Annotated in this window: 15 protein-coding genes; 4 read left to right on the forward strand and 11 right to left on the reverse strand. The window is 73.9% G+C overall.

Going from position 1 to position 13,036, the window contains the following annotated elements:
• The first annotated feature begins 182 nt into the window (after positions 1–182).
• The gene (locus tag ABT106_RS14650; RefSeq protein WP_502979368.1) at positions 183–596 is read left to right on the forward strand and encodes a hypothetical protein; all 414 of its coding nucleotides are present in this window, start codon (positions 183–185) and stop codon (positions 594–596) included.
• Between the two features lie 31 nt (positions 597–627).
• Here the strand turns inward: ABT106_RS14650 and der are convergent, their stop codons facing one another.
• The 5 genes from der to ABT106_RS14675 all read right to left on the reverse strand — a co-directional run bounded on the left by der (position 628) and on the right by ABT106_RS14675 (position 5,408).
• Positions 628–2,085: a ribosome biogenesis GTPase Der gene (gene der / locus ABT106_RS14655; protein WP_351276601.1), complete on the reverse strand. Its 1,458-nt coding sequence runs from the start codon at positions 2,083–2,085 to the stop codon at positions 628–630.
• 75 nt (positions 2,086–2,160) lie between these two features.
• Complete coding sequence (locus ABT106_RS14660) at positions 2,161–2,748, reverse strand: lysophospholipid acyltransferase family protein (protein WP_351276661.1); 588 nt, start codon at positions 2,746–2,748, stop codon at positions 2,161–2,163.
• A gap of 52 nt (positions 2,749–2,800) precedes the next feature.
• On the reverse strand, positions 2,801–3,535 hold the full coding sequence (gene cmk, locus ABT106_RS14665) for a (d)CMP kinase (protein ID WP_351276603.1): 735 nt from the start codon (positions 3,533–3,535) through the stop codon (positions 2,801–2,803).
• A gap of 189 nt (positions 3,536–3,724) precedes the next feature.
• Entirely contained in the window at positions 3,725–4,813 is a 1,089-nt protein-coding gene (locus ABT106_RS14670) for a prephenate dehydrogenase (RefSeq protein ID WP_351276605.1), read from the reverse strand.
• A gap of 136 nt (positions 4,814–4,949) precedes the next feature.
• A complete protein-coding gene (locus ABT106_RS14675; RefSeq protein ID WP_351276607.1) occupies positions 4,950–5,408 on the reverse strand; it encodes a YidB family protein in 459 nt (152 codons plus the stop codon).
• Positions 5,409–5,557: 149 nt separating this feature from the next.
• On the opposite strand from ABT106_RS14675, the gene ABT106_RS14680 reads away from it, so the two are divergent.
• From ABT106_RS14680 to ABT106_RS14690, 3 genes are all read left to right on the forward strand, one after another.
• Positions 5,558–5,899: a DUF952 domain-containing protein gene (locus ABT106_RS14680; protein ID WP_351276609.1), complete on the forward strand. Its 342-nt coding sequence runs from the start codon at positions 5,558–5,560 to the stop codon at positions 5,897–5,899.
• 82 nt (positions 5,900–5,981) lie between these two features.
• Complete coding sequence (locus tag ABT106_RS14685) at positions 5,982–6,443, forward strand: Rieske (2Fe-2S) protein (protein ID WP_351276611.1); 462 nt, start codon at positions 5,982–5,984, stop codon at positions 6,441–6,443.
• A gap of 65 nt (positions 6,444–6,508) precedes the next feature.
• A complete protein-coding gene (locus ABT106_RS14690; RefSeq protein WP_351276613.1) occupies positions 6,509–7,222 on the forward strand; it encodes a nucleotidyltransferase domain-containing protein in 714 nt (237 codons plus the stop codon).
• Between the two features lie 47 nt (positions 7,223–7,269).
• Here the strand turns inward: ABT106_RS14690 and ABT106_RS14695 are convergent, their stop codons facing one another.
• The 6 genes from ABT106_RS14695 to ABT106_RS14720 all read right to left on the reverse strand — a co-directional run bounded on the left by ABT106_RS14695 (position 7,270) and on the right by ABT106_RS14720 (position 13,024).
• The gene (locus tag ABT106_RS14695) at positions 7,270–8,040 is read right to left on the reverse strand and encodes a nucleotidyltransferase domain-containing protein (RefSeq protein WP_502979372.1); all 771 of its coding nucleotides are present in this window, start codon (positions 8,038–8,040) and stop codon (positions 7,270–7,272) included.
• Positions 8,041–8,047: 7 nt separating this feature from the next.
• Positions 8,048–9,067, reverse strand: coding sequence for an ADP-ribosylglycohydrolase family protein (locus ABT106_RS14700; RefSeq protein WP_351276617.1), 1,020 nt, complete (start codon positions 9,065–9,067; stop codon positions 8,048–8,050).
• The gene (locus ABT106_RS14705; RefSeq protein WP_351276619.1) at positions 9,064–9,807 is read right to left on the reverse strand and encodes an NUDIX hydrolase; all 744 of its coding nucleotides are present in this window, start codon (positions 9,805–9,807) and stop codon (positions 9,064–9,066) included. The genes ABT106_RS14700 and ABT106_RS14705 overlap by 4 nt, the downstream gene beginning before the upstream one ends.
• Positions 9,804–10,883, reverse strand: coding sequence for an AAA family ATPase (locus tag ABT106_RS14710; RefSeq protein WP_351276621.1), 1,080 nt, complete (start codon positions 10,881–10,883; stop codon positions 9,804–9,806). The genes ABT106_RS14705 and ABT106_RS14710 overlap by 4 nt, the downstream gene beginning before the upstream one ends.
• Positions 10,880–11,515 carry a nicotinamide riboside transporter PnuC gene (pnuC, locus tag ABT106_RS14715; RefSeq protein ID WP_351276623.1) on the reverse strand — a complete coding sequence of 212 codons (636 nt, stop codon included), beginning with the start codon at positions 11,513–11,515 and terminating at the stop codon, positions 10,880–10,882. The genes ABT106_RS14710 and pnuC overlap by 4 nt, the downstream gene beginning before the upstream one ends.
• Positions 11,516–11,614: 99 nt before the next feature.
• The gene (locus ABT106_RS14720) at positions 11,615–13,024 is read right to left on the reverse strand and encodes a pseudouridine synthase (protein WP_351276625.1); all 1,410 of its coding nucleotides are present in this window, start codon (positions 13,022–13,024) and stop codon (positions 11,615–11,617) included.
• Positions 13,025–13,036: the final 12 nt, after the last annotated feature.

Here is a 13,036-nt window from a genome sequence, read left to right on the forward strand (position 1 = left end):
GCGGGATGGTCTGGTACCAGAGCATCAGATGCTCGTCCTCGTACGTACGCAGACGCATCGGCTGCGGATCCTCGTAGAGGCTGCCGTCCTTGGGGCGCGGTCCGTCCCGCGCACCCCCGGCGATCTGCGTTTTCGCGCCCCTCACCCCGCATCCGCAGGGCGCCGGTTTCGTTGGCTGATACGTGCATTCATACGACTCCTCCCGCGCCCCGTCCCATCCGAGCACCGTCTCCCCGATGCGCCCCGTATGGGACCGGGACAGCGTTCCGGCCGCCTCGCACACCCCGATCTACGACGCGCTGTACTCCGAGTACCTGCGCTCCTTCCGGGCCCTTCCGGGCGACCGCACGGGCGAGGAGGACCTCGGCTTCACGGCGTTCTCGTACGGGGGCGGGTACACGGGCGGCAGCTCGTACGGCGGCTGGAGCGGGCCCGCCTGGCAGCAGACGGACGCCTGGCAGCCCCCGTCCGTCCCCCAGCCGCAGCCCGCGTACTCGTACGCCGGCGGCCCCGCTCACACGAACGGGCGGCAACACCAGACCGGGATGACGCACATCCCGGCGGCCCTGCCGCCCGCTCCCCGCCGGGGCTACTGACCCCGGCGGCACTCAGCGCTCCGCGGCGCCGCTACTTCTTCTTGTGCTGGGCGCCGCGCTTCTCGCGCACCCGCACCGAGATGTGGATCGGGGTGCCCTCGAAGCCGAACTCCTCGCGCAGGCGGCGCTCGACGAAGCGCCGGTAGCCGTGCTCCAGGAAGCCGGAGGCGAAGAGGACGAACCGCGGGGGCTTGCTGCCCGCCTGCGTACCGAACAGGATGCGGGGCTGCTTGCCGCCGCGGACCGGGTGCGGGTGGGCGGCGACGATCTCGCCGAGGAAGGCGTTCAGGCGGCCCGTCGGGACGCGCGTCTCCCAGCCCGCGAGGGCGGTCTCGATCGCCGGGACCAGCTTCTCCATGTGGCGGCCGGTGAGCGCCGAGACGTTCACCCGGGGCGCCCAGGCGACCTGCTGCATCTCGGTCTCGATCTCGCGCTCGAGGTAGTAGCGGCGCTCCTCGTCGAGCTCGTCCCACTTGTTGTAGGCGATGACGATCGCGCGGCCCGCCTCGACGGCCATGGTGATGATGCGCTGGTCCTGGACGCTGATGTTCTCGGTCGAGTCGATCAGGATGACCGCGACCTCCGCCTTCTCCACGGCGGCGGCCGTGCGCAGGGAGGCGTAGTAGTCGGCGCCCTGCTGGAGGTGCACCTTCTTGCGGATGCCCGCCGTGTCGATGAACTTCCAGGTGACGCCGCCGAGCTGGATCAGCTCGTCGACCGGGTCGCGGGTGGTGCCGGCCATCTCGTTGACGACGACACGGTCCTCCTTCGCGACCTTGTTGAGCAGCGAGGACTTGCCGACGTTCGGACGGCCGATCAGCGCGATGCGGCGCGGACCGCCGACCGGGGTGCCGAAGGTCTGCGCGGGTGCTTCCGGGAGCGCCTCCAGGACGGCGTCGAGCATGTCGCCCGTACCGCGTCCGTGCAGCGAGGAGACCGGGTGCGGCAGGCCGAGGCCCAGCGACCACAGGGAGGCCGCGTCGGACTCGCCGCTCTGGCCGTCGACCTTGTTGGCGCACAGCACGACGGGCTTGCCGGCCTTGCGCAGCAGCCGCACGACGGCCTCGTCGGTGTCGGTGGCGCCGACCTTGGCGTCGACGACGAAGACGACGGCGTCGCAGGCTTCGATGGCGTACTCGGCCTGGGCGGCGACGGAGGCGTCGATGCCGAGGACGTCCTGCTCCCAGCCGCCGGTGTCGACGACCTTGAAGCGGCGGCCGGCCCATTCGGCCTCGTACGTGACGCGGTCGCGGGTGACGCCGGGCTTGTCCTCGACGACCGCCTCACGGCGGCCGATGATCCGGTTCACCAGGGTCGACTTGCCGACATTGGGCCGGCCCACGACGGCGAGGACGGGGAGGGGGCCGGAAGCCGCCTCCTCGAGCGCGCCTTCGACGTCCTCGGCGTCGAAGCCCTCTTCCGCGGCGAGCTCCATGAACTCCGCGTACTCGGCGTCGCCAAGTGCTCCTTGGTCTTGCTGGTCGTTCATGAAGTCCGTTCCTCGTCGTTCGTGGTGATCGGTGGCACCCGCGCAGCGCGGTTCCACTACTGGGTCAAGTCTCGCTCAGCGCCCGGTGAGGCGCTTGGCATCGGCCAGGTGGGCGGTCAGCCGGTCCTGGATGCGTACGGTGGCCTCGTCCAGCGCGCCCCGGGTCCGGCGGCCACTGCCGTCCCCCGCGTCGAAGGCCGAGCCGAAGACGACGTCGACCCGGCTCTTGAGGGCCGGGAGCCCCTTGACGAGGCGTCCCGGGGTGTCGCCGCTGCCGAGGACGGCCACCGGCACGACGGGGGCGCCGCTGCGGACCGCGAAGTACGCGAGTCCCGCGCGCAGCGAGGCGAAGTCGCCCTCGCCCCGGGAGCCCTCGGGGAAGATCCCCAGTGCTCCGCCCTGGTCGAGCACGCCGAGGGCCCGCCCTATCGCGGTGCGGTCGGCTCCGCCGCGGTCGACCCTGACCTGCCCGATCCCGTGGAGGAAGGGGCCGAGGGGGCCGACGTAGGCCTCCTTCTTGATCAGGAAGTGCAGCGGCCGCGGCGCGGTGCCCATCACCATCGGGCCGTCGATGTTGTGGGAGTGGTTCACGGCGAGGATGACGGGGCCCGAGACAGGCACCTTCCAGGCTCCCAGCACGCGCGGCTTCCACAACCCGTACATGAGCCCGATGCCGATGCGCCTGCCGACCGCCGCACCCTTCAGGGAGGGCGCTTCACTCACTTGCTGACCGCCCGTTCCCGGCGTGCGCGGCGGTGTACCGGTGCTGCCGCTCCGCCACCAGCGTGACGACGCATTCGATGACCTGGTCGAGCGTGAGGTCGGTGGTGTCCACCTCGACGGCGTCGTCGGCCTTGGCCAGCGGAGAGGTCTTGCGGCCGGAGTCGGCGGCGTCGCGCTTGATCAGCGCTTCCTTGGTGGCCGCGAGGTCCGCGGCCTCCTTGCCGCGGAGCTCGCCGCTGCGGCGCGCGGCGCGCGCCTCGGCGGAGGCGGTCAGGAAGATCTTGAGGTCGGCGTCGGGCAGGACGGTGGTGCCGATGTCCCGGCCTTCGACGACGATCCCCGTCGCCGCCGCGGCGGCGATGGAGCGCTGGAGCGCGGTGATCAGGGTGCGCACCTCGGGGACGGCGCTGACGGCGCTGACCTTGGAGGTGACCTCCTTCGTGCGGATGGGACCGGCGGCGTCCAGGCCGTCCACGGTGATCGTGGGGGCGTGCGGGTCGGTGCCCGAGACGATCGAGGGCTTGCCCGCGGCGACCGCGATGGCCTGCGGGTCGTCGGTGTCGACGCCGTTGGTGATCATCCACCAGGTGATGGCCCGGTACTGGGCGCCGGTGTCCAGGTAGCGCAGCCCGAGCTTGGCGGCCACGGCCTTGGAGGTGCTGGACTTGCCCGTGCCGGAGGGACCGTCGATGGCGACGATCACGGCGGACGGAGCTACGGTTTCCACGGTGCGGGCACCTTCCTGGTTGCTGGTGCTGTCCGGGCGCGCCAAAAGCGCCCCTCCCCAGGTTACCGGGCCCCGGCACCCCCCGTCCCCGCCCGGCGGATCCCGGCCCTCCCGGCGGCCCTTCCGGGCGGCCGCGGGCCGGTGGTGCGGGCCGGTGGACCGTATGTGGGCGGCCGCGGCCCGGCCCGCCTACTGCTGGCGCAGGGCCCAGCCGCGGTCCCGCAGCTCGGCCGTCAGCCCGGCCACCGCCCGCGGCTCCACCATCAGCTGGACGAGGCCGGCCTGCTGGCCCGTCGCGTGCTCGATGCGGACGTCCTCGATGTTGACCCCCGCCCGCCCGGCGTCGGCGAAGATGCGGGCCAGCTCGCCCGGCTGGTCGCTGATCAGGACGGCCACGGTCTCGTACACCGTGGGCGCCGCGCCGTGCTTGCCCGGCACCCGTACCCGGCCGGCGTTCCCGCGCCGCAGCACGTCCTCGATGCCCGCGGCCCCGCCGCGCCGCTTCTCCTCGTCGGCCGACTGCAGGCCCCGCAGGGCCTCCACGGTCTCCGCGAGGTCGTCGGCGATCCCGGAGAGGACGTCGGCGACCGGTCCCGGGTTCGCGGAGAGGATCTCCAGCCACATCCGCGGATCGGAGGCCGCGATCCGCGTCACGTCCCGGATCCCCTGCCCGCAGAGCCGTACGGCCGTCTCGTCGGCGTCCTCCAGGCGGGCCGCGACCATGCTCGACACCAGCTGCGGGGTGTGCGAGACCAGGGCCACCGCCCGGTCGTGCGCGTCCGCGTCCATCACCACCGGCACGGCCCGGCACAGCGCCACCAGCTCCAGGGCCAGGTTGAGCACCTCGTGGTCGGTGTCCCGGGTCGGGGTGAGCACCCACGGGCGCCCCTCGAAGAGGTCCGCCGTCGCGGCGAGGGGCCCGGAGCGCTCCTTGCCGGCCATCGGGTGGGTGCCGATGTACGCGCTCACGTCCACGCCCAGCCCGGCCAGCTCCCGGCGCGGCCCGCCCTTGACGCTGGCCACGTCCACGTACGCGCGCGCGACCCCGCGTCCGATCACGTCCGCCAGGGTCGCGGCGACGTGGGCCGGCGGCACCGCGACAACGGCGAGGTCCACCTGGCCCTCGAGGGGCTCGTCGGTGCCGGCGCCGAGCGCGGCCGCGGTGCGGGCCTGGGCCGGATCGTGGTCGACGAGGTGGACGGTGATCCCGCGGGCGGTCAGGGCGAGCGCCGCCGAGGTGCCGATCAGTCCGGTTCCGATGACGACGGCGGTTCTCACGGGGCGCTCCAGGGTTGCGTACGGCACGGCGGGGGCACTGCCCGGCCAGGGTAGCCACCGCCCGCCGTGCGAGGGCCCGGCGGGCCGTCCCTCGGGACGGCGGCCGGGCCCTCGCGGACGGCGCTGTCGGCGCCGCTCAGAGCTTCTGCTGCCGGATGATGTCCTCCAGCGAGCCCGAGGGCACCTGTCCGTCCGGGGTCAGCTTGTCGACGGCCTGGGGCAGCGACTTGGCGATCTCGTCGGCGGCCTTCTCCGGGGTGACGCCCGCCTGCTCGGCGACCTTCTGGAGGGTCTCGTCGGGCAGTGCCTCGGCGATCTGGGCGCCGCTGACCGCCTTGTTCTCGCCGGTGCCGACCCAGGACTGGGCCTGGTCGGCCAGTCCCGACTTGGTCAGCATGTCCATCAGACCGCCCAGCGGGTTGTTGCCGCCGCCAGCCTGGGCACCCGCCGCTCCCGCCGCGCCGCCGCCGCCGAGGAGGGCGCCGAGCAGCGATCCGAGGATGTTGCCGCCACCGCCGCCGCCCTGGCCGCCGCTGCCGCTGCCGCTGCCGCCGAGGAGGCCGCCGAGAAGGGAGCCGAGGTCGTTACCCGCCATGGTCGTGCCTTTCGAAGAGGGACCGGGTCGCGCGGACAGCGGCGTACCCGGCTTCGAGACACGGACAATGTCACCCGTACCGGGCGGCGCCGCCACTTGGCGCACCGCTCCGCGACGGCTCCGGCCCCCGCTCCGGTAGAACGATCGGCATGATCTTCCACATCGTCCCGCTCGCCGACTGGGCGGCCGCGCCCGGCCTCCCGTACGCACCGCCCTCGCTCGCCTCCGAAGGTTTCGTGCACTGTTCGGCGGACGGCCCGACCGTGCTGGCGATCGCCGACGCGCACTACCGCGGGGTACGGGGGACCCTGCTCGCGGTGGAACTCGACGAAGCGGCCCTGACGGCGGACATCCGCCGGGAGGGTGATCCCGGGGGCCGCTACCCGCACGTCCACGGCCCGTTGAACCGGGAGGCCGTGATCCGCGTGTGGGAAGTCGTACGCACTCCCGGCAGTCCTGCCTCACTGGCCCCATGGCAGCCGGGTACCTGAAACGGCGCGGCGGACTCCGCCCCGGAGCCCGCCACAGGCCAGGATGCTGCACGCCATCCGGCCACATAGCGAGGAGACAGTCATGAGCGACCCCACGCGTACCGCCCGGCGCACCGTCTTGGCGGCAGGCGCGGCCACCCTGGCGGGAGGCGCGCTCGCCGCCTGCGGCGGCGACTCCGAGCCGAAGCCCGTCAGCGAGCCCGGCACCGCGACCACGCCCTCCGCGGCGCCGTCCGCGCCCGCCGCGGGGGCCGCGAACGCCATCGCCAAGACGGCGGACGTACCGGTCGGCGGCGGCAAGGTGCTGAAGGACGAGAAGCTGGTGATCACCCAGCCGACGGCCGGCGAGTACCGCTGCTTCTCGGCGGTCTGCACCCACTCGGGCTGCCTCGTAAACAAGGTGGCGGACGGCAGCATCGACTGCCCCTGCCACGACAGCAAGTTCAAGGACACGGACGGCGCGGTCACCAAGGGCCCGGCCACCCGCCCGCTGTCCGAGAAGAAGATCACCGTGGCGGCGGACGGCAGCATCTCGCTCGCCTAGGACCGGCACCCTGTCCGGTGCCGTGACCGGACAGGGTGCCGGGTCGCGGCACTAGGCTCACCCGGATGGACGATCTGACGCTGGTGCGGGACCACACGGTCTACCGCTGTGTGATGGGCTCCCGGGCGTTCGGACTGGCGACCGGGGCGAGCGACACCGACGTGCGCGGTGTCTACCTCGCCCCGACGCCGCTGTTCTGGCGCTTCGACAAGCCCCCCACGCACGTGGAGGGCCCCCGGGACGAGGAGTTCTCCTGGGAGCTGGAGCGCTTCTGCGAGCTCGCGCTGCGCGCCAACCCGAACATCCTGGAGTGCCTGCACTCCCCTCTGGTGGAGGAGACCACCCCGGTCGGCGAGGAACTCCTCGCCCTCCGGGGCGCCTTCCTCTCCCGCCGGGCCCACACCAGCTTCAGCCGGTACGCCGAATCCCAGCGCGGCAAGCTCCTCGCGGACGTACGCGTCCACGGCGCCCCGCGCTGGAAGCACGCCATGCACCTGCTGCGCCTGCTCCTGTCCTGCCGGGACCTGCTGCGCACGGGACGCCTGAACATCGACGCGGGGCCGCACCGCGACCGCCTCCTGGCGGTCCGCCGCGGTGAGCTCACCTGGGACGAGGTCGACGCCTGGATGGCCCGCCTCACCGGGGAGACCGCGTCCGCCCTGGCCGGCACGCCGCTGCCCGGGGAACCGGACCGGGCCCGCGTCGCGGACTTCCTGCTCCGCGCCCGCCGCGCCTCGGCCGCCGCGTACGGCGCCGACGGGCCCGCACCGCGCCGCTGAACCCGGCGCCCGCCCGTCACCCGCGCGCACCGAACCCCCTGCGCCCGTCACCCCTCCGGCGCGGCCACCCGTCGGCGTACGACGAACTCGTCCAGCGCGTCGTACGCCGTCGGCTGCTCCGGCAGGGCGCAAGCGCCCCGGGCGGCGTCCAGCACCGCGTGGAGCGCCTCGAAGTCCCGCCGCAGCGTCTGCGGCGCCGGGCCGCCGCAGCTCCCGTAGCCCCCGTGCTCGGCGGCGGCCTTGGCGTCGATCAGCGCGACCGGGTAGCCGGGGGCCTCCGGCACCTCGTCGAGCAGGGTCGGCAGGTGCGCCTGGACCTCGCCCGAGCGCATCAGGTGAATGCCGGTGAGCAGGGCCCGGAAGGAGTAGAGCAGCGGTTTGAGTTCCGCCGTCTTCTCGAACAGCCGCCACTGGGTGTTGGCGAAACCCCGGTAGTGGTGGGCGTGGTGGGAGGTGAGCACCCCGGGGGCCAGGGACACCAGTTCCTCGTGCGCCGGGGTCGTGTGCACCACCAGCGGGGACAGCAGCTGCTCCAGGACGTAGCCGTTGCGGTTCAGCATCAGGCGGACGAACTTGCGCAGGTCGTGCGTGACGAGGTCCATCTCCACGCCGTCGTCGTCCCACATGCGGCTGCGGGTCTCCTCCGGGTCCCGCAGGCCGAACAGGGCGCGGGGCGGCAGGACGTGGACGCCGCGCAGGTCGACGTCGGAGTCCCGGGAGGGGAATCCGTACAGGTGGGCGCCCGACACGGTGGCGAAGAGCAGCGGATCGGGCTGCTCGGCCACCACGGGGGTCAGGTCGAGGCCGGTCGTGTCCATCACCGGGTCACGCGTCCCAGAGGGTGCCGAAGGACAGGATTTCGTCGCGGTACTCGACGCGGCCCTCCCACTCGCCCGGCCAGGCGTCCGCGCCAAGGTGGGCGCCCGCGAAGGCGCCGGCCAGGCAGGCGATGGAGTCGGAGTCGCCGGCCGTGCAGGCCGCGCGGCGCAGGACCGTCAGCGGCTCGTCCGGGAAGAGCAGGAAGCACTGCAGGGCCGTGGCGAATGCCTCCTCGGCGATCCAGCCGTCGCCCGTGGTCAGGCAGGGGTCGGTCTCCGGGGAGGGGGTCCGCAGGGCCGCCGCCACGCGGTCCAGGACACCCAGGCAGTCGTCCCAGCCCCGGGCGATGAAGGACGTCTCGGAGGCGTCGGAGGAGGTGCGCATCCAGAGGTCGCCGAGCCAGCGCTCGTGGTAGCGGGTGCGGTTCTCCAGGGCGTACGAGCGCAGCTGCCCGACCAGCCCGGTCACCTCGGTGCCCCGGGCCAGGAGGTACACGGCCCGCGCCGTCAGGTCGGAGGCGGCCAGGGCCGTCGGGTGTCCGTGGGTCAGGGCCGACTGGAGCTGGGCCGCGCCGGCCCGCTCCTCCTCGGTCCAGCCGGGCACCAGCCCGACCGGCGCGACCCTCATGTTCGCGCCGCAGCCCTTGGAGCCGAGCTGGCTGGCGTCGCGCCAGTCCCGGTCGGGGTGGTCGAGCAGCCGGCAGGCCGTCATGCAGGTCCGGCCGGGGGCCCGGTTGTTCTCCGGGGAGTGGTACCAGTCGACGAACTCCTCCCGCACCGGCCGGGCCAGGCGAAGGGGGCCGACGCGGCCGCGTTCGGCGGCGGTCCGTATGCCGCGGGCCAGGGCGAGGGTCATCTGGGTGTCGTCGGTGACGATCGCCGGGCGGGGCAGTTTCATCTCGCGCCACGGGCCGGTCTTGGCGAGGATCGCCGGGACGTCGTTGAACTCGGTGGGGAAGCCCAGGGCGTCGCCCAGCGCGAGGCCGAGGAGGGCGCCGGTCGCCGCTCGTTTCGTGGTCGTCGTCATCGGGGGTGTCCTTCCGAGGGGCGGAGCAGGGGCGGGTGCAGGGTGGTGGCCGGTCCGGGCCGGTAGAGCGCGGCGGGCTTGCCGCGGCCGCCGGTGAGCCGGGCGGCGCCGGGCACGGCCTCCACGAACCCGGGGGTGGCCAGCACCTTGCGGCGGAAGTTGGGGCGGTCGACGGTGGCGTCCCAGACGGTCTCGTAGACGGCGTGGAGCTCGCCGAGGGTGAACTCGGGCGGGCAGAAGGCGGTGGCCAGGCAGGTGTACTCCAGCTTCGCGCCGACCCGTTCCCGCGCGTCCGCCAGGATCTCCGCGTGGTCGAAGGCCAGTGCGGCGGCCTCCCCCACCGGCACCCAGCGGGCGTGGGCCGCGTCTCCGCCGCCGCCGGCCGCCGGTTCCGGCAGGTCCGGGACCAGTCCCGTGAAGGCGACCGAGACCACCCGCATCCGGGGGTCCCGGTCCGGTTCGCTGTACGTGCGCAGCTGTTCGAGGTGCAGGGCCGCGACCACCGCCTCCGGCAGGCCGGTCTCCTCGGCCAGCTCCCGGCGGGCGGCCGTCTCGGCGGACTCGCGCGGCAGGACGAAGCCGCCGGGCAGCGCCCAGGCGCCCGCGTACGGCTCCTGCCCGCGCCGGATCAGCAGCACGTGCATCCGGCCTCCCCGTACGGTGAACACCGCCAGGTCGACGGTCACCGCGAACGGTTCGTAGGCGTACGGGTCGTAGCCCCGCGGCGCTCCCCCGCTCATCGTGCCTCCGGCAGCGGGTCGGCGAAGTGCCGGCCCTCGGCGAGCAGTCCGTCCACCGCGGCGACGGCCGCCGCCAGCCGCTCCTCCCGGTCTCCGCGCAGGACGAGGAACCGCTTCCCGGTGGCTTCGAGCTCCTCGCGGAACCGGCCGGTCATCCACGGTCTGAGGTGCGGCCCGTCCCGCAGGCCGTCGTCCTCGAAGGGCACGTCCGCGTGGTCGGTCAGCAGGTAGAGGTCCCGGCGGGTCAGCGCCGCGGTCTTCTCGACCTCCTCGTTGCGGCCGCCGAGGTAGCGCTCGTGCCAGATCCCGGTCGCGAAGGAGTCGGTGTCGCAGATCAGGACCGGGGAGCCCAGCCGGGCGGCCCGCTCCTCCTCCGCGTCCTGGCGCCGGGCGATCACCGGGAACTCCTCCGAGGCGAAGGAGACGTCCGTCCAGGAGGCGTCCGGGGCGGCGGCGCGGGCGGCCGCGAGCTTCTCCTCGCTGTACCGGCGGCCGTACTCCGCGACCCAGCCGGTGCCCGCCCAGACCCCGCCGCGCCGCCGGTAGTGCGCGGCCAGGGCCCGGGACAGCGTCGTCGTCCCGGTGGACTCGGCGCCGAGCACGACGACCCTGCGGACCAGCGCGGCCCGTACGGCCGGCCCCAGGAAGTCCCAGCAGGCCACCGGGTCCGCCCGTACGGCCGTTCCCGACACCGGGAACAGCGTCCGGCCGGGGTCCACGCAGACCTCCTCGGCGCCGAACCGGCGGGCGAGTTCGGCGCCGTAGCCCTCCGAGGTGAAGACGGCGTCCACGGGACCGGCCACCGCGCCGCGGAAGACGGCCATGTGGGCCTCCCAGACCGCCGGGTCGTTCAGGTCGACGGGGATGTCGTCCACCGCGCCGACCACCTCCGCCCCGGGGTGCGCCTCGCGCATCCAGGCGACCCGGTCCGCCAGCGGCACCGACTCCACGGAGGCGGCGCAGACCAGTACGGTCAGCCGCTCGCAGCGGTCCTGGGCCGTGCGCACCAGGTGGTGGTGGCCGGCGTGCGGCGGATAGAACTTGCCGAGCACCAGCCCGTGCCCGAAACGCCTCACGCCGTCGCCCCCAGGCCCGTACGGGCGGCGGGCGCGGGCAGCGAGCGCCGCCAGCCGACCAGGCCGGCCACGCACAGGGCGAGGAAGCCGACGTACAGCAGGGCGGTCAGGTACAGCTCCTTGTAGGCGTACAGGGGGATGTAGACCAGGTCGGCCGCGATCCACAGCCACCAGGACTCGACGAGCTTGCGGCACTGGCCGTAGGTGGCGGCCAGCGAGAGCCCGGTCGTGGCCGCGTCCCAGAACGGGACGGTCGAGTCGGTGGCCCGTGAGAGCAGCAGGGTCAGGCCGAGCACCCCCACCGCCCCCGCCGCGGCCAGCCAGACCCATTCGGTGCGCGTGGTGCGGCGCACCGGCAGGGCCCCCTCGGTTCCCGGTCCACCCCCGTGGGTCCAGGACCACCAGCCGTACGCGGCGAGGGCGATGAAGACGATCTGCAGCCCGGCGTCGGCGTACAGGCCGGCCTGGGTGAAGAGCGCGATGAAGAAGATGTTGTTGGCGATGCCGATCGGCCAGTTGGCGACGTGCTGCCGGGCGACCAGCCAGACGCACAGGGCGCCGGTGGCGAAGCCGAGCACCTCGGTCCAGCTCAAGGTCCAGTTCATTCCGGGCCCCCTCCCTTTAATAGTCATCCTGACTATAAAGGAGCGACGGGTCCCGGACAAGAGAGAAGCCCGCGGCGCCGTGGGGCGCTGCGGGCTTCTCCGTGAGCCGGTGGGGACGGGCGGTCCTTACAGACCGACCTCGCGCATCAGCATGCCGACCTCGGTGTTGGTCAGGCGGCGCAGCCAGCCGGACTTCTGGTCGCCCAGCTCGATCGGGCCGAAGGAGGTGCGCACGAGCTTCTCGACCGGGAACCCGGCCTCAGCCATCATGCGGCGCACGATGTGCTTGCGGCCCTCGTGGAGGGTCACCTCGACCAGGTAGTTCTTGCCGACCTGGTCGACGACGCGGAAGTGGTCGGCGCGGGCGTACCCGTCCTCCAGCTCGATGCCGTCCTTCAGGCGCTTGCCGATCTCGCGCGGCAGCGGGCCGGTGATGGCGGCGACGTACGTCTTCTTCACGCCGTACTTCGGGTGCGTGAGGCGGTGGGCCAGCTCACCGTGGTTGGTGAGCAGGATGATGCCCTCGGTCTCGGTGTCGAGCCGGCCGACGTGGAAGAGGCGCGTCTCGCGGTTGGTGACGTAGTCCCCGAGGCACTGGCGGCCGTCCGGGTCCTCCATGGTGGAGACGACGCCGGCCGGCTTGTTCAGCGCGAAGAACAGGTACGACTGGGTGGCGACGGTCAGGCCGTCCACCTTGATCTCGTCCTTCGGCAGGACGCGCTTGCCCTGCTCCAGCACGATCTCGCCGTTGACCTCGACGCGGGCCTGCTCGATCAGCTCCTCGCAGGCACGGCGCGAACCCATGCCGGCGCGGGCGAGCACCTTCTGCAGTCGCTCGCCCTCCTCCTCGGCGCCCGGGAAGGTCTTCGGGGTCTTGATGACCGGCTTGTCGGCGTACCGGTCGCGCACGCGCTCCTCGATCCGCGCGTCCAGCTCGCGCGGACGGGACTGGCCGCTGCGGCTGCCCGGGCCGCGGCGCGGGCCGCCGGCCCCGCCGATGCCGGGGGTCTTGGAGATCTTGGGGCCGCCCTTGGCGCCACCGCGCGCCGCGGCGCCACGGGCACCGGAGCCGCCGCGGGGGCCGTCGGCCGCGCCGCGGGCGCCGCCGCCGCCGGCCTTCGCCCCGCCGCGGCCGTTGCGCTCGCCCTCGCGGCCCACGTCGTACCGGCGCTCCTCGGGGCGCGGGTTGCGGGGACGCTGGGGGGCCTGGTCACGGTCGCGGTCCTGGGAGCCGCCCGCACCGCGGTAGCCGCCGCCGGAGGAGCCGGAGGAGCCGCCGCGGTATCCGCCGCCGGAGCCGGAGCCGCCGCCACTGGAGCCACCGCGGTAGCCGCCGCCGGAGCCGGAGCCGCCGCCGCTGGAGCCACCGCGGTATCCGCCGCCGGAGCCGCTGCCGCCGCCGGAGCCGCCGCCGCGGTAGCCACCGCCGCCGGAGGAGCCGCTGCCGCCGCCGCGGGCGCTACCACGCCCGCCGCCGCCGCTGCCGCCGCCGCTGTTCCTGTTGCCGCCACCGTTGCCGTTGCCGCTGCTTCGCATCAAAGTTCCGTC

The sequence above is a fragment of the Streptomyces sp. NPDC002044 genome, from assembly GCF_040296725.1.
GTDB lineage: Bacteria > Actinomycetota > Actinomycetes > Streptomycetales > Streptomycetaceae > Streptomyces > Streptomyces antarcticus.

Coding starts and splice junctions, on each gene's coding strand:
- ABT106_RS14675 (WP_351276607.1), bottom strand. CDS start 5,408: ATGGCGGGTAACGACCTCGGCTCCCTTCTCGGCGGCCTCCTCGGCGGC.
- der (WP_351276601.1), bottom strand. CDS start 2,085: ATGAACGACCAGCAAGACCAAGGAGCACTTGGCGACGCCGAGTACGCG.
- ABT106_RS14705 (WP_351276619.1), bottom strand. CDS start 9,807: ATGAGCGGGGGAGCGCCGCGGGGCTACGACCCGTACGCCTACGAACCG.
- ABT106_RS14660 (WP_351276661.1), bottom strand. CDS start 2,748: ATGTACGGGTTGTGGAAGCCGCGCGTGCTGGGAGCCTGGAAGGTGCCT.
- ABT106_RS14720 (WP_351276625.1), bottom strand. CDS start 13,024: ATGCGAAGCAGCGGCAACGGCAACGGTGGCGGCAACAGGAACAGCGGC.
- ABT106_RS14700 (WP_351276617.1), bottom strand. CDS start 9,067: ATGACGACGACCACGAAACGAGCGGCGACCGGCGCCCTCCTCGGCCTC.
- pnuC (WP_351276623.1), bottom strand. CDS start 11,515: ATGACTATTAAAGGGAGGGGGCCCGGAATGAACTGGACCTTGAGCTGG.
- ABT106_RS14685 (WP_351276611.1), top strand. CDS start 5,982: ATGAGCGACCCCACGCGTACCGCCCGGCGCACCGTCTTGGCGGCAGGC.
- ABT106_RS14690 (WP_351276613.1), top strand. CDS start 6,509: ATGGACGATCTGACGCTGGTGCGGGACCACACGGTCTACCGCTGTGTG.
- ABT106_RS14695 (WP_502979372.1), bottom strand. CDS start 8,040: ATGGACACGACCGGCCTCGACCTGACCCCCGTGGTGGCCGAGCAGCCC.
- ABT106_RS14680 (WP_351276609.1), top strand. CDS start 5,558: ATGATCTTCCACATCGTCCCGCTCGCCGACTGGGCGGCCGCGCCCGGC.